Annotated in this window: 11 protein-coding genes; 5 read left to right on the top strand and 6 right to left on the bottom strand. The window is 75.0% G+C overall.

The genetic code is table 11. The annotated features are described in order from the left end of the window. Positions 1-374 precede the first annotated feature (374 nt). From D476_RS31690 to D476_RS0100270, 5 genes are all read left to right on the top strand, one after another. Entirely contained in the window at positions 375-1,685 is a 1,311-nt protein-coding gene (locus tag D476_RS31690; RefSeq protein WP_051061535.1) for an MFS transporter, read from the top strand. 66 nt (positions 1,686-1,751) lie between these two features. Beyond that, entirely contained in the window at positions 1,752-2,132 is a 381-nt protein-coding gene (locus D476_RS0100285; protein WP_017621986.1) for an L-rhamnose mutarotase, read from the top strand. Then, entirely contained in the window at positions 2,129-3,289 is a 1,161-nt protein-coding gene (gene rhaI / locus D476_RS0100280) for an L-rhamnose isomerase (RefSeq protein ID WP_017621985.1), read from the top strand. Before D476_RS0100285 ends, rhaI begins: the two co-directional genes overlap by 4 nt. Positions 3,290-3,365: 76 nt before the next feature. Beyond that, positions 3,366-5,408 (top strand): bifunctional rhamnulose-1-phosphate aldolase/short-chain dehydrogenase, encoded by a 2,043-nt coding sequence (locus D476_RS0100275; RefSeq protein WP_017621984.1) that lies wholly within the window; start codon positions 3,366-3,368, stop codon positions 5,406-5,408. A gap of 5 nt (positions 5,409-5,413) precedes the next feature. Further along, positions 5,414-6,904 (top strand): rhamnulokinase, encoded by a 1,491-nt coding sequence (locus D476_RS0100270; protein WP_051061532.1) that lies wholly within the window; start codon positions 5,414-5,416, stop codon positions 6,902-6,904. Between the two features lie 518 nt (positions 6,905-7,422). Here D476_RS0100270 and D476_RS0100265 read toward each other — a convergent pair. The 6 genes from D476_RS0100265 to D476_RS35380 form a co-directional block, all read right to left on the bottom strand. Beyond that, positions 7,423-8,676: a type III PLP-dependent enzyme gene (locus D476_RS0100265; protein ID WP_017621982.1), complete on the bottom strand. Its 1,254-nt coding sequence runs from the start codon at positions 8,674-8,676 to the stop codon at positions 7,423-7,425. Beyond that, positions 8,673-9,506: an HpcH/HpaI aldolase family protein gene (locus tag D476_RS0100260; RefSeq protein ID WP_017621981.1), complete on the bottom strand. Its 834-nt coding sequence runs from the start codon at positions 9,504-9,506 to the stop codon at positions 8,673-8,675. The genes D476_RS0100265 and D476_RS0100260 overlap by 4 nt, the downstream gene beginning before the upstream one ends. Then, positions 9,500-11,323, bottom strand: coding sequence for an IucA/IucC family protein (locus D476_RS0100255; protein ID WP_017621980.1), 1,824 nt, complete (start codon positions 11,321-11,323; stop codon positions 9,500-9,502). Before D476_RS0100255 ends, D476_RS0100260 begins: the two co-directional genes overlap by 7 nt. Next, positions 11,320-13,092 (bottom strand): IucA/IucC family protein, encoded by a 1,773-nt coding sequence (locus D476_RS31685; RefSeq protein WP_017621979.1) that lies wholly within the window; start codon positions 13,090-13,092, stop codon positions 11,320-11,322. The genes D476_RS0100255 and D476_RS31685 overlap by 4 nt, the downstream gene beginning before the upstream one ends. A 1,275-nt stretch (positions 13,093-14,367) precedes the next feature. Continuing rightward, a complete protein-coding gene (locus D476_RS0100245; protein WP_017621978.1) occupies positions 14,368-15,594 on the bottom strand; it encodes an MFS transporter in 1,227 nt (408 codons plus the stop codon). Then, positions 15,594-17,768: an IucA/IucC family protein gene (locus D476_RS35380; protein ID WP_017621977.1), complete on the bottom strand. Its 2,175-nt coding sequence runs from the start codon at positions 17,766-17,768 to the stop codon at positions 15,594-15,596. Before D476_RS35380 ends, D476_RS0100245 begins: the two co-directional genes overlap by 1 nt. Positions 17,769-17,778 lie beyond the last annotated feature (10 nt).

The following is a 17,778-nucleotide window of genomic DNA, read 5'->3' as shown; positions in this document are numbered from 1 at the left end:
GGGCGGGGGCAGGCGACAGGGGCGGATCCCGTTCCGTCTGCAGAGGAGTAGGGCGGCGGGAGGGCGGGGCGGTCGGACGGCCGGGGGTGCGGCGGTGTCCCATCGGCCTGTGGCGAGCCGTTTTTTCGCAGGTGTAGAGCGTCGTTGTGCGGTGGGGTCGGTACGCTTCGTGAATTCACGTGAAGGGGTTGACGTCGAGTGTCATGCGTGCAAATGTAGCGCCCGTCACTTTGAATCGTTTCATATGGGTTCACGGTGATCGCCCGCCCCGTTCGTACGGCACCCCTGCGTCCACCGGCGGCGGCCCCCTTCCGGCGGAGAGCGAGGCGAGCGCCGCCCGGTCCCCGCCGACGACGATTTGGAGAACAGCGCAGATGAAGGCTGCGACGACGTCAGCGTCGAAATGGAAGGCCACCACCGCCGTGGCCATGTCCAACTACATCGAGGCCGGTTCGATCATCGCGATCGCCACCAGCCTCAGCCTGTGGCAGACCGAGTTCGGCCTGGACAGCCTGGCGGTGGGCCTGCTGAGCGCCCTGAGCGCCAACGCCTTCGGCGCGGCCATCGGCGCCGCGATCGGCGGCCCGCTGTGCGACCGGTTCGGCCGCAAGTTCATCTACACCTACGACCTGCTGCTGTACATGCTGGGCACGCTCTTCGCGGTGTTCGCGGTGAACTTCGGCATGCTGCTCACCGGGTTCGTGCTCACCGGCATCGCGGTCGGCGCCGGGGTGACGGCCGCCTGGACCTACATCGCCGAGGAGGCCCCGGACGACCGCCGCGCCGGGCACGTCGGCGTGGCCCAGCTCGCCTGGTCGATCGGCCCGGCCGTCGGGTTCCTGCTCGCCGTGCTCGTCGAACCGCTCGGCCTGCTCGGCGCCCGGCTGGTCTTCGCCCACCTGTTCGTCGTCGCCGCCGTCACCTGGTGGGTGCGGCGCGGCCTGGACGAGTCGCAGCGCTGGAAGGAGAAGAACGCCAACCCCGACCGGGTCGGCACCTACAAGGGCTTCCTCCAGCTGCTCACGAACAAGAAGAACCTCACGGCGCTGCTGTTCCTGGTCGGCGTGTACGGCCTGTGGAACACCGTGGCCGGGCAGGCGGGCATCTTCCAACCGCGCATCTACGAGGCGACCGGCTTGACCGACGCCTCCTCCCAGTACCTCCTGCAGGTCCTGGTGTGGACCCTGACGTCGGCGGCGACGTTCTGGGGCTTCATGCGGCACGGCGACAGCTTCCCCCGCCGCTGGCTCTACTTCATCGGCGCCGCCCTGGGCGTGGCCGCCTGGGCGGTCCTCATCTACGGCCCGGCCGGCTGGTTCTCGCTGCTGTTCTTCGCCATCGGCTGGGGCATCTCGGCCGGCATCGGCGCCCAGGCCTTCTACGGACTGTGGGCCGCCGAACTGTTCGCCACCCGCTACCGGGCCTCGGCCCAGGGCGTGATGTTCATGCTCGTCCGCGTCATGGTCGGCGTCCTCAGCCTCTGGTTCCCGCTGATGCTCGAACAGGTCGGCCTGCACGGGGTGGGCGTGCTCATCCTCGGCCTGCTGGTCGCCGCCCTGGCCATCGGCACCGTCTGGGCGCCCCGCACGCAGGGCAAGAGCCTTGAGCAGATCGAGGTCGAGCGCTACGGCCGGGTGCTCGACCCCGGCGCAGGCGCACCGGCCAAGGCCGGCGCCGGGAACTGACCCCCGCGGGGGCCGGGCCCGCCCCCGGCCCCCGACACCGCGCACGACCCGAGAAAGGAGGCACCGGTGGAGCGCGTGTGCTTCCGCATGCAGGTGCGGCCCGACCGGCTCGACGAGTACATCGAACGGCACCGGGCCGTGTGGCCGGAGATGCTCCGGGCCCTGTACGAGGCCGGATGGACGAACTACTCCCTCTTCGCCCAGGACGACGGCACCGTCGTCGGCTACCTGGAGACCGACGACTACGAAGCCGCCCAGGCCCGGATGGAGCCCACCGAGATCAACGCGCGGTGGCAGGCCTCCATGCGCCCCTTCTTCGCCGAGGGCGGCTCGTTCGAGGCTGGCCCCGTCCGCCTGCGCGAGGTCTTCCACCTGGAGGACCAGATGGCGGCCCTGGGCGAAGGGGCCCCGGCCGCCGACACCACCGAGGAAGGGAACCCGCAGTGACCGCCTTCGAGCAGATCACCGACGACCTCGCCGCCCAGGCGATCGAACTGCCGTCGTGGGCGTTCGGCAACTCCGGCACCCGCTTCAAGGTTTTCGGTACCCCGGGGACCCCGCGCGACCCCTTCGAGAAGATCTCCGACGCCGCGCAGGTGCACCGCCACACCGGACTGGCACCCGCCGTCGCCCTGCACATCCCCTGGGACCGGTGCGACTTCGCCGCCCTGCGCGCGCACGCCGAGGAGAACGGGGTGCGCCTGGGCACTGTCAACTCCAACACCTTCCAGGACGACGACTACAAGTTCGGCGCCCTCACCCACGAGGACCCGCGCATCCGCAAGAAGGCGATCGACCACCACTTCGCGTGCATCGACATCATGCACGAGACCGGGTCGCGCGACCTGAAGATCTGGCTGGCCGAAGGGTCCAACTACCCCGGCCAGGCCGACATGCGGGGCCGCCAGGACCGCCTGCACGAGTCGCTGCGCACCATCTACGAGCGCCTCGGCGACGACCAGCGCCTGGTGCTGGAGTACAAGTTCTTCGAGCCGGCCTTCTACCACACCGACGTGCCGGACTGGGGGACCAGCTACGCCCAGGTGGCCGCCCTGGGCGACAAGGCGGTGGTGTGCCTGGACACCGGCCACCACGCGCCGGGCACCAACATCGAGTTCATCGTCATGCAGCTGCTGCGGCTGGGCAAGCTCGGCTCGTTCGACTTCAACTCGCGCTTCTACGCCGACGACGACCTCATCGTCGGCGCCGCCGACCCCTTCCAGCTTTTCCGCATCATCGTCGAGGTGGTGCGCGGCGGCGGGCTCAACAGCCCGGACGTGGCCTTCATGCTCGACCAGTGCCACAACGTGGAGAAGAAGATCCCCGGCCAGATCCGCTCGGTGCTCAACGTGCAGGAGATGACCGCCCGGGCGCTGCTCCTCGACACCGGGGCGCTGCGCGCCGCCCAGGTCGCCGGGGACGTGCTGGAGGCCAACGCGGTGTTCATGGACGCCTTCCAGACCGACGTCCGCCCGATGCTCGCCGAATGGCGCGTGGGCCGCGGGCTTCCGGCCGACCCGATGCGGGCCTACCTCGACTCCGGCTACCAGGAGGCCATCGAGGCCGAGCGCGTCGGCGGCGTCCAGGCCGGATGGGGCGCCTGACCCTCCGCGCCCCCACCGGACCACACCCCGCACGCCCCGCCCCACGCCCACCATGAACGGAGAGAACGGAAAAGCGATGCCTGAACTCCACCCGACCGTCGCCGAGCTCATCGCGCGGTCGAACGCGCTGGGCTCCGACCCCCGCAACACCAACTTCGCCGGCGGCAACACCTCGGCCAAGGGCACCGAGACCGACCCGGTGACCGGGGAGGACGTCGAACTGCTCTGGGTCAAGGGCTCCGGCGGCGACCTGGGCACCCTCACGCCGGGCGGCCTGGCCGTGCTGCGCCTGGACCGCATGCGGGCCCTGGCCGACGTCTACCCGGGCGTCGAGCGCGAGGACGAGATGGTCGCCGCCTTCGACTACTGCCTGCACGGCAAGGGCGGCGCCGCCCCGTCCATCGACACCGCCATGCACGGGCTCGTCGACGCCGCGCACGTGGACCACCTGCACCCCGATTCCGGCATCGCCGTCGCCACCGCCGCCGACGGCGAGGAGCTGACCGCGAAGATCTTCGGCGGCACGGTGGTGTGGGTGCCCTGGCGCCGCCCCGGCTTCCAGCTCGGCCTGGACATCGCCGAGGTCAAGCGGGCCAACCCGCAGGCCGTGGGCACCGTCCTGGGCGGGCACGGCATCACCGCCTGGGGCGACACCTCCGAGGAGGCCGAGGCCAACTCCCGGTGGATCATCGAGACCGCCGCCCGGTACATCGAGGAGAACGGCGCGGACGAGCCGTTCGGGGCCGTGCGTCCCGGCCGCGCGCCGCTGCCCGAGGCCGAGCGCCGCGCCAAGGCCGCGGCCCTGGCCCCGCACCTGCGCCGCATCGCCTCTGCGGACCGGCCGGCGGTCGGGCACTTCGACGACAGCGCCGCCGTGCTCGACTTCCTGTCCCGGGAGAAGATGCCCGCGCTGGCCGAGCTGGGCACCAGCTGCCCCGACCACTTCCTGCGCACCAAGGTCAAGCCGCTGGTCGTCGACCTGCCCGCGGACGCGCCCGTCGAGCAGGTCCTGGAGGCACTGCCCGCGCTGCACGAGGCCTACCGGGCCGACTACCGCGCCTACTACGAGCGCTACGCCACCGAGGACTCCCCGGCCATCCGCGGCGCCGACCCGGCCGTCGTGCTCGTCCCCGGCGTCGGCATGTTCACCTACGGCGCCGACAAGCAGACGGCCCGGGTGGCGGGCGAGTTCTACCTCAACGCGATCAACGTGATGCGCGGCGCCGAGGCGCTGTCCTCCTACCGGCCGATCGGGGAGGAGGAGAAGTTCCGCATCGAGTACTGGGCGCTGGAGGAGGCCAAGCTCAAGCGCCGCCCCGCGCCCAAGCCGCTGGCCGCCCGGGTCGCGTTCGTGACTGGTGCGGCCTCCGGGATCGGCAAGGCGATCGCCGGGCGCCTGGCCGCCGAGGGCGCCTGCGTCGTCGTCGCCGACCTCGACCCGGAGAAGGCCCGCGCGGCCGCCGAGGAGCTGGGCGGGCCCGACACCGCGGTCGGTGTGGCCGCGGACGTCTCGGACGAGGCCGCCGTGCGGGCCGCCCTGGACGAGGCCGTCCTCGCCTTCGGCGGCGTCGACCTGGTCGTCAACAACGCCGGGCTGTCGCTGTCCAAGCCGCTGCTGGAGACCACCGAGAAGGACTGGGACCTGCAGCACGACGTGATGGCCAAGGGCTCCTTCCTGGTGGCCAAGAACGCCGCGCGCATCCTCACCGCCCAGGGCCTCGGCGGCGACATCGTCTACATCGCCTCCAAGAACTCGGTGTTCGCGGGCCCGAACAACGTGGCCTACTCGGCGGCCAAGGCCGACCAGGCCCACCAGGTGCGCCTGCTCGCCGCCGAGCTCGGCGAGCACGGCATCCGGGTCAACGGCGTCAACCCCGACGGCGTCGTGCGCGGCTCGGGCATCTTCGCCGGAGGGTGGGGCGCCCAGCGGGCCAAGACCTACGGCATCGAGGAGAAGGACCTGGGCGCGTTCTACGCCCAGCGCACCATCCTCAAGCGCGAGGTGCTGCCCGAGCACGTGGCCAACGCGGTCTTCGCGCTGTGCACGAGCGACTTCTCGCACACGACGGGCCTGCACGTCCCGGTCGACGCCGGGGTCGCGGCGGCCTTCCTGCGGTGAGGCCGGTGACCGAGCGGCGAACCGGCGGCGAGGGTTCCTCTCCCCCTGCCCTCGCGGCCGTCGACCTGGGGGCGACGAGCGGGCGGGTGGTGGTCGGCCGCCTGGAGTCCGGGCGCCTGGCCATGGAGCAGGTCGCACGGTTCCCCAACACGCCCGTCCCCTTCACGGAGGGACACGGCACCGAAGGGCTGCACTGGAACATCCAGGCGCTCTACGGCGCGGTCGAAGAGGGGCTGGGCGCCGCCGTGCGCTCGGCCCCCGGGCTGTGCAGTATCGGGATCGACTCCTGGGCGGTGGACTACGCGCTGCTGCGCGGCGGCCGCATGCTCGGGGTGCCCTACCACTACCGGGACGCACGGTCGGCGCGCGGCGTGGAGCTGGTGCACGCCGAGGCCGACGGGGCCGAGCTGTTCGCCCGCAACGGCCTGCAGCACCTCGACTTCAACACGGTGTTCCAGCTGGCCGCCGAGCGCGAGTCCGGGTTCCTGGACCTGGCCGACCGGCTGCTGCTCCTCCCGGACCTTCTGGCCTACTGGCTCACCGGGCGGGCCCGCGCCGAGGCCACCAACGCCTCGACCACGGGGCTGCTGTCGGTGGCCGACCGGACCTGGGACACGGAGCTGATGAGGCGGCTGGGGTATTCGCCCGGCCTCTTCGCCGACCTGGTCAGACCGGGCGAGCGGATCGGCCCGTTCACCGCCGGGGTCGCCGAGCGCCTCGGGGCCGACCGGGACCGGGTGCAGGTGACGGCGGTCGGGTCGCACGACACGGCCTCGGCCGTGGCGGCCGTGCCGTTCGAGACGCCCGACGCGGCCTACATCTCCTCGGGGACGTGGTCGCTGGTGGGGCTGGAGCTCGACGCTCCGGTCCTGACGGCGCAGGCACGCGCGGCCAACTTCACCAACGAGGGCGGGGTGGACGGGCGGGTCCGGTTCCTGCGCAACGTGTCGGGGCTGTGGCTGCTCAGCGAGTCCGTCCGCACCTGGCGCGACGCCGACAGGCGCCCCGGCGCGGCCGGGGACGGCGCGGACCTGCAGGAACTCCTCGACGAGGCGGCGAAGGTGGAGCGGGAGGTCCCCGTCTTCGACGCGGCGGACGAGCGGTTCGTCCCGCCGGGGAACATGCCCGCGCGCATCCGTGACTGGTGCGGGGAACGGGGGGTCCGGCCGCCGGGGTCGCGGGCCGAGGTGGTCCGGAGCATCCTGGAGTCGCTGGCGGCGGCCTACGCCCGAACGATCGACGCGGCGGAGGAGCTGTCCGGCAGGAGGGTGCGGACGGTGCACGTGGTCGGGGGCGGTTCGCAGAATGCACTGCTGTGCCGGTTGACCGCGCGTCGAACGGGGCGCCGGGTGGTGGCCGGTCCAGTGGAGGCGACCGCCATCGGCAACCTGCTGGTCCAGGCACGAAGCGCGGGGTTGGTGTCCCCCGAGGCGACCTTGGAGGACCTGCGCAGCATCGTCCGCGTGTCGTTCCCGGTGACCGTCTACGAGCCCTGACAGAGCAGCGGGACCCCCTCCCCGCGCACCCTCCGGTCGGCCGACGGCCCACCGGAACACCAGCGGGGCCGCCGACCGGGAACGGTCGGCGGCCCCCGCCGCGGTGCTGTCAGGCGGTGGGCGTGTGAGTGGTCGCCATGGTCTGCGGCGACGGGAGCAGCAGGTGCCCCCATCCGGCCCTGCCCGCCGGGCGTCAGGCACCTCGCGATCCAGGAGGGCGACGACCCGGCAGGTACCCCACTCCCCAGCCGGGCGGGGCCGCCGGTGTGCTGTTCGCTTGCCATGCCACCGACGTTAGAACGGGGGTACGGCAAACGAGGGGCGGATTCGTAAGCTGTGGAGAAACCACAGAACTCCAGGTCAGAGACGTCAAGGTCGTTTCCGGAGGAGTGGTCGGTGGCACGGGCGGGGGCCCGGACCGGGCAGCGGCGCCCGCTTCGCTCCCTCCCGTCGCCCCTGCCGTCATCCCGGCCGCAGCCCGGTCCGCGCGCCGGGGGATCGGCGTGCCGACCGGTTCCTCACCCCCGCCCGTCGCCGAGGAACACCTGCTCCGGGTGGGGGTGCGACAGGAAGTCGTGGTGCGAGATCTCCCAGCCGTACGCCCCCGCGTGGCTGAACACCAGGACGTCGCCCGCCCGGACGCGGGGCACCCGCACGTCCCGGGCCAGCACGTCCTTCGGCGTGCACAGCTCGCCCACCACGGTCACCGGCTCCCCGGACACCTCCGGGCGGGGGAGGCCCGGCTCCCACCCCTCCGCTGGGAACACCGTGAACGGGTGGCTGTGCTGCCACGACGCGGGCAGCCGGAACTGGTGCGTGCCGCCCCGCACCAGTGCGTACCACGTACCGTGGTTCCGCTTCACGTCCAGCACCTCCACCGCGTACCGTCCGCACTCGGCCGTGAGGAACCGGCCGCACTCGAAGTCGATCTCCCGCACGTGGTCGGGGAACGTCTCCACCAGGTCGGCCAGCCCGCGGGTGAAGCCCTCCCAGTCGAACCGCGCGTCGAGGTCGGTGTAGTCGACCCCGATGCCGCCGCCGACGTTGAGCACCTCGCACCGCACGCCGAACTCCCGCTCCCACGCCGCCGCCTTGTCCCGGTACATCCGCAGCACGTCCAGGTGCGCCTCGGCGGAGAGGTTGTTGGAGATCGAGTGCAGGTGGAACCCGGCGAGCCGGATGCCCGGGAGCGACACGGCGGCGGCGACCGCGTCCGGAAGGTCCGCCTCGTCGATGCCGAACTGCGTGGGCCGCCCCGCCATCGCCAGCGTCGCCGACGGGAACGGCCCGGCGAGGTTCACCCGCAGCAGCACCTCCGCCTCGGCACCGGCGGCCACCGCCGCCCGGGAGATGCGGTGCAGTTCCAGCACGCTCTCGGCGTGCAGGCGGGTGACGCCCTGCCGCAGGGCGTCGGCGATCTCCTCGGGTGTCTTCGCCGGTCCGCCGAAGATCACCGGGATGCCGGGGTCCACCGCCCGCGCCTTGGCCACCTCGCCGCCGGAGGCCACCTCGAACCCGGCCACGACGGGGGCCAGGGTCCGCAGCACCGGGGCGGCGCTGTTGGCCTTCATCGCATAGAACATCCGGCACCGGTCCGGCAGCGGGGCCACCACCCGTTCGGCGTGGCGGGCCAGGGCGTCCAGGTCGTAGCCGAACAGGCAGACCGGATCGGGCCCTGCCACGCGGTCGGCGATGGCGTCGGCGAGCGCGTCGCCGGGCGCGGAGGGGACAGAGGGGGAAGGGGAGGGGGGCGGAGGCGTCACCGCGGTCACCGGGCCTCACCGCCCTTCCCACCCGACGCGGCCGATCCGCCCGGCCCGCCTGACCCGGCCGGGCCGCCGTCGCGGTGCGCGTCGAGGTGCCCGCGCAAGGCGCGGAAGGCCAGCCCGCGCTCCTCTCCCAGGACGAAGGCCTTCACCCCGGCCTCGCGCCACGCCCTGTGGTCCTCCGGCGTGCGCGGCAGGGCGCAGTACGGCACCCCGTGCTCCGTGCACGCGGCGTGGATCCGCCCCAGCGCCTCCACCACCACCGGGTGGCGCGTCTGCCAGGTCACCCCGTAGGACTGCGACAGGTCGGCGGCGCCCTCCAGGACGAGGTCGATGCCGCCCCCGGCCAGGATCTCCGGCAGGGCGTCGACCCCTTCGGCGTCCTCGACCATCGCCACCACCATCACCTCCTCGTTGGCCCGCCGCACGTACTCGGCCAGGTCGATCAGCCCGAACCCGGGCACGCGCCCGCCGTTGAGGCTGCGCATGCCCTCGGGCGCGTACCGGGCCGCGCGGACCGCCGCGTCGGCGTCGGCGCGGGTGCGCACGTGCGGGACGACGACCCCCATGGCGCCCGCGTCCAGCGCCTTGAGGATCGCCCCCGGGTCGTTCTCGGGGACCCGCACGAACGGGGTGGTGCCCACGGCCTCGGCCGCCCGCACCAGGTTCTCCAGCCCTTCGGGGTCGACGAGGGCGTGCTCGCTGTCCAGCACGACGAAGTCGTATCCGGCACAGCCGACCATCTCCACCAGCACCGGGTTCGGGATGGAGCAGAACAGCCCGTACACCTCCCGCCCCTCCCGCAGGGCCGCGCGGACCGCGTTGGGCCTCAGCACCGCTCCGCCCCCGTTCCGGACAGCGGGTTGGGCACCGCGTGCACGCGGAGCTCGGTGTCGGGCAGCAGGCGTCGCGTGGTCAGCTTCTCCACCTCCAGGGTCGGCTTGAAGACGTCGAACAGGGCGAAGCGGTCCTCCATGCCCTCCTGGCCCGCGAACCGCTTCTGGTAGGCGCGCACCTCGTCGCGGACGAGCGACCAGAACTCCGCCTCGGCCAACCCGTAGGCGTCGTCGAGGAACAGCGCCAGCTCACCGACGTTGACGAAGAAGAGCGCGTCCAGCAGGAAGTCGGCGACCTGGGCCGGGTCGTCGGTCTCCAGGAACGAGTTGGCGTTGACGTGGTGGGGCGGCGGAGCGGCCAGGCCGGGCCGGTCCTGCGGGCGCGCCAGGTGCCCGGGTGAGAAGCGGATCCCGTCGTGGAAGTCCTTCAGCGCCACCCGCTCGGGCACCCCGTCCCGGTGCACCAGCACCATGTTCTGGGCGTGCGCCTCGCATGCGATGCCGTGCCGGAACAGCAGGTGCAGCAGCGGCAGCACCCCCGCCCGCACCAGGGCGCGCACCCACGGGCGCACGCCTTGCGCCCGCACCCACGGGTCGACCACCGGGGTGCCGTCCAGCTCCCGGGCGGTGAGCGCGGTGAACGGCGCCGCCCGCTCGCCCGCGCGCAGGAACGGGTGCAGGCTCTCGCGCCAGATGCAGGCCAGCGCGCCGTAGGTGTCCGAGCGCACCATCTCGGCCGCCGGAGGCGGGTCGACGGAGGCGCCCATCACCTCGCCGAGCACGATGGTCCGGCACTCGTCGCGCAGGTACCCATCGCCCTCGGCGATGCCGCGCAGCCAGTCCGACACCAGGGGGGCGTTGGCCACCGTGTGCGGGGCCAGCACCCGGCTCGTCGAGGTGTTGACGATGGACAGCGCCAGCTTCAGGTAGGGGCGCTCGGGGGCGTCCCGGCAGCTCAGGGTGCGGATGGACTGCTGGGCGGTGAACGCGTGCGGGTCCTCGCCCAGCGGCACCACCTCCCGTCGCCGCAACTGGGCGGCCCACAGTGGCGCGATCTGCTCGCGCCACTGCCAGGGGTGCACGGGCACCAGGGCGTAGTCGCCGGGGTCCAGGCCGCCGGCGGCCAGGCGCTCCCGGAACGCGGCCGCGGTGTCCGCGCCGAGCTGGCCGTCCAGGAAGGCGCCCTCGTCCAGCCCGGCCGCCGCCGACACCCGGGCGACGTCCCGGCGGGCGGCCACCCACAGCGGCCGGACCGGGTTCAGGAACTCCGGGCCGTAGGCCGCGTGGTCGTCGAGGTCGAACCCGATGCGGGACTTGTAGGCCGGGTGGTACCGGTGCCCGTCGGTGACCGTGCCCTCCAGGGTGTCGTAGTCGTGCCGGGCCATGGCGTCGCCCCGCTCGGCGCGCACGTACTGCGCCAGCGTGTCCTTGACCAGCGTGGCCTCCAGCTCCCGGGCGAACCGGGCCAGGCAGTCGGGGTCGGCCGTCAGCGCCGGGCGCGCCTCGGCCAGGAAGCGGGCGGGGGAGTCGGCCTCGGCGGAGGCGCCCCCGGCCTCCCGGCGGACCGGCTCGGGGCCCAGTGCCACGCGGCCGAAGCCGTACCGGCGGCGGGCGGTGAACACGTACCGCACCGGGTCCCCGCGGTCGTCCGCGCCCTCGACGGCGACGGCGCCGCCACCGGCGTCGGCGGTGCGCACCGCGTCCTCGTACAGCAGCGACTCCAGCAGCTGGCGGAACACCCGGCGCCGGACCGCGTCGTGGGCCGGGGCGCGCAGCGCGGCGGCGACCGGGGGCTGGGAGGCGGGCGGGGCGGTCATCGGTTCACCTCGAACAAGGGGTTGGGGACGTCGACGTACAGGGGGTCCTCACCGCGCCCGGCGAACCGGCTGACCAGGTTGGCCTTGGCGGGCAGGGAGGGGTGGGAGAGCAGGTCGGCGGCGCGGGGGCCGGGCCGGTCGGCCAGGACGCTGCGTACCGTGTGCCAGAGCGCGCGCTCGTCGGCGCCGGTGTGCCGCCCCAGCACGGCGACCACGTGCCCGAGCTGGTTGGTCACCGCGTAGTAGCGCAGGCGCAGCCAGGCCTCGTCCTCCCCGTAGAGCAGGGGGCTGTCCGGGGGCAGGCCGGTGCCGGAGCGCAGGCGGCCCCGGCTGACGGCGGTGCCCTCCATGTCCCGGACCCGGAAGGCTTCGGGACGGCCGCCGTCGGTGACCAGCAGGGCGTTCTGCGCGTGCGCCTCGAAGGCCACGCCGTCGCGCTCGAACACCTCCAGCAGCGGGACCAGGGAGACGGCGAGGTAGCGGCGCAGCCAGTCGGCGGTGTGCTCGGCGCCGGGGCGCGCGCCGGGGTCGGGGGAACAGCGGCGCACCTCGCGGACGATGCCGGGCTCCTCGCCGTCGCGCTCCTCCAGGAGGGAGGCGAGCACTTGAGGGGCCTGCCGCCCGACGGTGAAGGGGTTGTCCCGGTAGAGCACGCCGAGGTCGGCGGCGAGGCCGTCGCCGACGGCGCCCGGGTCGAGGGTGCGGAAGCCGGTCTCGGCGAGCGCGGCGAAACCGGGGTGGTCCCACTCCGGGGCGAGCGCCCCCACCACGGCCGCGGCGTCGGCCGCGCGTACCAGGTGCGGCACCGGGTTGGTGCGGACGAAATTGGTGATGCGCACGTGCAGCGGCAGCTTCCAGGACGTGGGGAAGCGCGGGTCGCAGACCGTGCGGACCGAGGAGGTGGGGTAGACCGGCGCGCCGAGGGGGCCGAGGTCGGTGAGCAGGCCGTCGGCGGTCAGGCGGGCGGCCTCGGGGCGGGAGGCGAGGTGGCGGGCCTGCCAGGGGTGGACCGGGACCAGGGCGGGGTCGGCGCCCGGTGAGGGGGCGCCGACCGGGGCGCGGTCGCCCAGGGCCTCCCGGGCCGCGGCGGCGACCGGGCCGGGGGTCCACGGCCCGGGGCCGGTGCGGCGTTCGAGGAGGATGCGGCGGTCCACCGCGAACCAGTGCGGGACGAAGGAGGCGCCCAGCTCGGGGGCGTAGGAGGCGAGGTCGTCGCCGAACCCTTGGATGCTCTTGGGGGTGGGGTGGAAGGGGTGGCCCAGGAGTACGGACTGCTCGGCGGCGCGGGTCGGGTCGTCGGGCACGGGGGCGCCGGTGTCCCGGTGGTGCTCCAGGTAGCGGGCGGTGGCGTCGACGCTGCCTTGGATCTGCTCGGCGAGGGCGCGCTTGCGGTCGTCGGCGTCGGGAACCGGGCCGAACACGCGGGCGGCGATCGCCTCCACCTCATTGAGCACCAGCCGGACCAGCTCGTCGAGGCGGACGGGGGAGGAGGGGCCGTGCGAGGGCTCCAGCCGCACGGGGGCGCCGTAGGCGTGGTGGCCGAACACGGAGCGGTGGACGACGGGCACGACGAGGGAGGCGTCCGCGACGGGCAGGGCGATCCGCGCGACGAGCGCACCATCGCCGCCCTCGGCCGGGAGCGGGGTCCCGGATTCACGGAGGTAGGAGTTGAGGAGCCGCTGCGCTGCGGCCCGCTCGGCCTCGGCTCGGGGGTCGGTGCGGTCGGCGGGTTCCCGCGTTCGGTGCGCGGGCGCGGTGGTGGGCGTCATCGGACTCGTCCTCGTGGTGCGGGGGCCGTCGGGGTGCAGGTGCGGTGGCGGGGCGCGGAGGGCCGCGGGAAGACGGCCCGCGCGGCCCCGGCACGCAGGTGGGCGGCGTTCGGGGGCACAGGCGTAGGCGCATTCGTGGGCACTGAGGTCCTGGGCGCCGTCGAACCTTTGCGAAGCGCGAAGGCCGTCGTGCCGGTAGCGCGGCGCCGCCGCCTGGGCCGGACGCAGGGCGCCCTGGACCGGTGGAACGGCCGCCCCCGTACCGGCCGGGCGCGGGCCCACCGGCGCGTGGCGCGGGCCTGCCGGACGACAGGGACTTCCGTTCCTGCCGGTGCTGTCGTCGGGGGAGAGGTCATGTCATCGCCTTCGGGTCTGCTGTGGCCGGGCCCGGGCCCGGGGCCGCTGGAGTGATGCACCTTCTTGCGGCCGTGGCCGCCCTACGCCCAGCGGTCTTCGGCCGCCCGGCAAGGGAACCGCGCTGCTCTGTGCGCCCGACGACCGACAAGGCCCGTCTGTCGGCGCGGGCGCGGATGCCACGCCGACCGGACAAGCGAGGTCGCCGCGGCTCTGGGGCGGTCCTGCCTCCGCGCCGGTGCCCCGACCGGCGTCCTGCCCGTGGACGGTCGGCTTTCGGCCGCCCGCCCATGGCGGCCATGGCCGCCATGGGCGTCGAAGGCTCCACCCCTTCAGCGGCCGCCATCCACTCGCGGGGCGGCCGGGGCCTCTGACAGCGCCGTTCCGTACCGCGTTCGCGACCGCGTCCCCGGGGCCGGTGCGCCGAACGCGGGTCGCCCGTCGTGCCTCCCCGGACAGAAGAAGGGGCAGAAGGAGGACTGCTCCCGCCCCCTCCGAGCGGTCCCGCAAGGCCGCCCGGAGGGGCCGAAGCACCTACGGTGTCCGCCGGTACCGGGGCCGCGGCCGGCCGTGTCCGCTGGAGCGGGGTGGCCGCTCGCAGGCGTGCCCGCCCGGCGGGATGTGCGATCTGAGCGGGCGTCCGGTGCGAGCGTGCAGCGGGCGCGGTCCTGCGACCGCCCGCTCCGCGTGCCTCGTCCGGCAAGTGGTCACGTTCGCTGGAGTGGCGTGGTCTCCGTCCGACCGGGTCGGCGCTATCGTCACCGCTTCGTGTCGGCTCTGGCCCCTGCTTCAGCGCCCCGACCGGCGTCCTGCCTGTGGGCGGTCGGCTTTCGGCCGCCCGCCCATGGCCGTCGCGGCCGCCGAATGGTCCGCCGACGCCGTTCTGGGAAGGAGAGTCCACGTTCCACGTCGCCGTCGCTGTCACGGTCGGGACGCCTCCAACCGTCCGGGGACGGGCTTCGGGGCGTCGCCGCGCGTGCCCCAGGCGGCCAGGCCCGACGCCGCCAGCAGGAGGGCCCCGATCGCGGCGAACGCCGCGGGCGCCGGGAGGAGCCCGGCCATGAGCGCCCCCAGCAAGGGGCCGACCACCTGGCCGGTGTCGACCAGCCCGTTGGCCGTGCCCAGCGCCGCGCCCCGGCTCTGTTCGGGCACCACGCGGCAGACCGTGTGCTGCACCGACTGCACCAGCGCGGCGAAGCAGAACCCCTGCGCCGCCCGCAGCGGCAGCAGCGCACCCGGCGACGCGGGCGCCCCCTGCAGCGCCACCGCCACACCGCACCCCGCCGCCGCGACGGCGAAGCTCACCGCCGGCCGCCCGCGGTCGTTGCGCGCCCCCCACCACGGCCCTCCGGCCAGGGACGCCGCCCACGTGGCCGCCTGCAGCACCCCCACCCACACCGACGCCGCCGCCATCGACCCGGTCAGCTCGGCGACCCGCGGCGCGAACACCACGACCAGCGCGAACACCGACGCCTGGCCGAGCATCCCGGCCGCCACCAGCGACCGCCCGCACGGGTCGGACGCGATCCGCCCGAGCACCGCGGCCAGCCCCGGCCGCGCCTCGGATCCGGNCCGGTTCGGCAGCAGCACCGCCGCCAGCGCGGCGGCCACCAGCAGCAGCGCGGCCACGCACCCGAACAGCGCGCCGAACCCGAACCGCCCCGCGAGCACCCCGCCGACCAGCGGCCCCACCAGCGACCCCGCCCCGGTGGCCCCGAACAGGGTCCCCAGGGCGCGGCCCCGGCGACCGTCGTCGGCCAGCGTGCTCGCGTAGGTCGCGGTGGCGCCCACCACCCCGCCGCAGGCCCCCTGCAGCAGTCGGCAGGCCAGGAAGAAGGCCGGGCCGTCGGCCAGCGCCATCAGCCCCACGGCCACGGCGAGCCCGGCGTGCGCGCGGACCACCATCGCCTTGTGGCCGTACCGGTCGCCGACCATCCCCCACAGCGGGGCGGCGGCGAGCTGCGCGACCGCCGGGGCGGCCAGCGAGACGCCCGTCCACCACGCCACCTCGGCGGGCCCCAGCCCCAGGGACGCCAGGTAGAAGGGGAGCAGCGGCACCACCACGGTGAGCCCCGCGACGGCGGCGAACTGGCCGAACCACAGGGTGCGGAACGCCCGGCGCTCCGTGTCGGGGACCGGCGGTGCCATCACCGCACCGCCGCGGGCACCGCGCCCAGCGGGTTGGGCACACGGCCGGTGTCGGCGGGCATGCTCACGCCCGCCGAGCGGCCCCGGCGCAGCAGCGGCCCGAGCACCCGGCGGTGCGGCCACTCCCAGGCGCGCAGCACCCGCTCCTCGACCAGCGCGGCCACCGGCTCCGGCAGGTCGAGTCGGCCCAGGCAGGAAGCGACGGCGGCGCCCAGCCCGCCCCACAGCACACGCTCGTCGGTGCCGGAGTGGCGGGCCAGCGCGTCGGCGATCCCGTACAGGTTGACCTGGAAGCCCAGCGTCTGCAGGTAGCCGAGCAGCTCCTCGGGCCGGTCCAGGCTCAGCGACTGCGGGGCCCCGGGCTTGACCCGGTAGCCCGGGTCGGGCGTCCCGGCGGCCGCCATCAGCTCCGGGCACAGCCGCAGCGTGTCGTGGTCGCGCAGGACGAACCGGCGCACCCGGCCGTCGGCCAGCACGGCCACCGTGTTCTGCCCGTGCAGCTCGGGAAGCACGCCGTGGCCCAGGAACGCCAGGCCCATGGCGCAGAACGCCTCGGCGAGGGTGCGGAACAGTCCCACGGGGTCGCCGGGGTCGAACCCGGCGGCGGACAGGGCCGGGCCGAGCACGTCCCAGTCGTGGGCGGCCAGCGCGCCCATGGGCAGCACCAGCGCGTCCGGGTCGGCGAACAGGCCGGGCGGGTAGCGGCGCACCTGGGCGGCCAGGTGGCCGGGCCGGTCGGCGAACGCGTCGTCGGCGCCGGGCGCCGACCACCCGCACCAGGTCCGCTCGTCGCACACCTCGACCAGTGCGGCCAGGGCGGGGTCGGTCCGCAACAGGTGCTCCATGCAGGACTGCGCCCGCTCCCCGTTGTCTAGGTAGCGGGGCGGAAGCAGGCGGGCGGCGGCCAGTGTGGCCGCGCCGACCGGCAGCTTCAGGTGCGGTCCGGGCTCGGGGGCGGCGGCCAGGGTGCGCAGCGAGGAGGTCGGGTGGAAGCGGCCCACGCCCTGCCCGAGCGGCACGATGGTGCGGTCGGCCAGCTCGCGGGCGAACTCGGTGGGCAGGACGTGGTCCCACTGCCAGGGGTGGACCGGGACCGCCGTGTAGGCGCCGTCGTCCGCGCCCGCCCGGCGGGCGAGCGACCGCAGGGCCTCGCGGCCGTCGTCGTCCAGCAGCGCGGCGGCCGGGTCGCCGGAGCCGGGGCCGGACCCGAACCGCAGGTGGTCGCTGCGGACCGCCGCCCAGTGGACACCGAGCGGTTCGGCCCGCATCGGACCGTAGCGGGCGACGTCGGCGGCCGACCAGCCGGAGACGGCGCGCGCCGTCGGGTGGAACGGGCGGTTCCGGGTGGCGGCCAGGCGCTCCCCGGCCAGCAGCCCGCCGGGGCGGGGCGCCCGGTGGGGCAGGGCGCGGGCGCCGCGCAGGACCACCCGGGCGTGGGCGACGGCGTCCCGCAGGTCGGCGGCGGCATCGGCGGCCGCGGGGCCGTCGGCGAGGGCGCGCAGCGCCTCGTCGGGGGCGAGGGGCCGGGGCGGCCCGGGGGCGCCGACGAGCCAGACCGGGCCGCGGGAGAGACGGAGCCGCTGGAGTGCCCCGCCGTCGCGGACGCGGAAGGCGAGGCCGCCCAGTCGGCACCAGGCCTCCCCGGGGGCGAGGTCGACGCCGGGCACGGGGGAGGCGGCCAGGGCGTCGGCCTGTCCCGGGGGCGCGTCCTCCCCGGCACCCGAGCGGTGCGGGGCGCGGCCGCCGTCGGCGAGAGCGGCGTCCGGCGCCGGGGACACCCCGGGTGCAGGCGCCCCGGCCGTCCCCGGTGCCGGGGCGAGATCCGGCACCGGGGACGGGGCCGCGTCCTCCTCCACCTTGGTCGCCGGGGCCGTCCCGTTCGGCACCACGGGGTCGATCGCGGTGCCCCTGTACCGCCGGGTTCCGTTGTCGGCGGTGGTCGGGGGCGTGGCGTCGGCGTGCGTCGTGGCGGGGCCGGGTGCCGGGTCCGGAGCCGCCTCCGGGATCGGGACCTCCCGCACCACCGGGTCGATCGGGGTGTCCGTATACCGCCGGTCTCCGCCGGCGGCGGAGACGGCGGGGTCCGGGGCCCCCGCGCCCGGGGACAGGCCCTCCCGCAGCACCGTGTCCACCAGGTCGCGCAGTACCAGCTCCGCAGGGTCAGGGCAGGTCATGGCCGCACCG

It is taken from the genome of Nocardiopsis chromatogenes YIM 90109 (genome assembly GCF_000341185.1).
In the GTDB taxonomy this organism is placed as follows: Bacteria; Actinomycetota; Actinomycetes; order Streptosporangiales; family Streptosporangiaceae; genus Nocardiopsis_A; species Nocardiopsis_A chromatogenes.
The sequence above is the reverse complement of the archived record's forward strand: the minus strand, read 5'-3'. Positions and strand labels throughout refer to the sequence as shown.

Excerpts from the sequence above, each read along its gene's own strand:
- D476_RS31690 (WP_051061535.1), top strand. The coding sequence starts at position 375 with ATGAAGGCTGCGACGACGTCAGCGTCGAAATGGAAGGCCACCACCGCC.
- D476_RS0100275 (WP_017621984.1), top strand. The coding sequence starts at position 3,366 with ATGCCTGAACTCCACCCGACCGTCGCCGAGCTCATCGCGCGGTCGAAC.
- D476_RS0100255 (WP_017621980.1), bottom strand. The coding sequence starts at position 11,323 with ATGACCGCCCCGCCCGCCTCCCAGCCCCCGGTCGCCGCCGCGCTGCGC.
- D476_RS31685 (WP_017621979.1), bottom strand. The coding sequence starts at position 13,092 with ATGACGCCCACCACCGCGCCCGCGCACCGAACGCGGGAACCCGCCGAC.
- D476_RS35380 (WP_017621977.1), bottom strand. The coding sequence starts at position 17,768 with ATGACCTGCCCTGACCCTGCGGAGCTGGTACTGCGCGACCTGGTGGAC.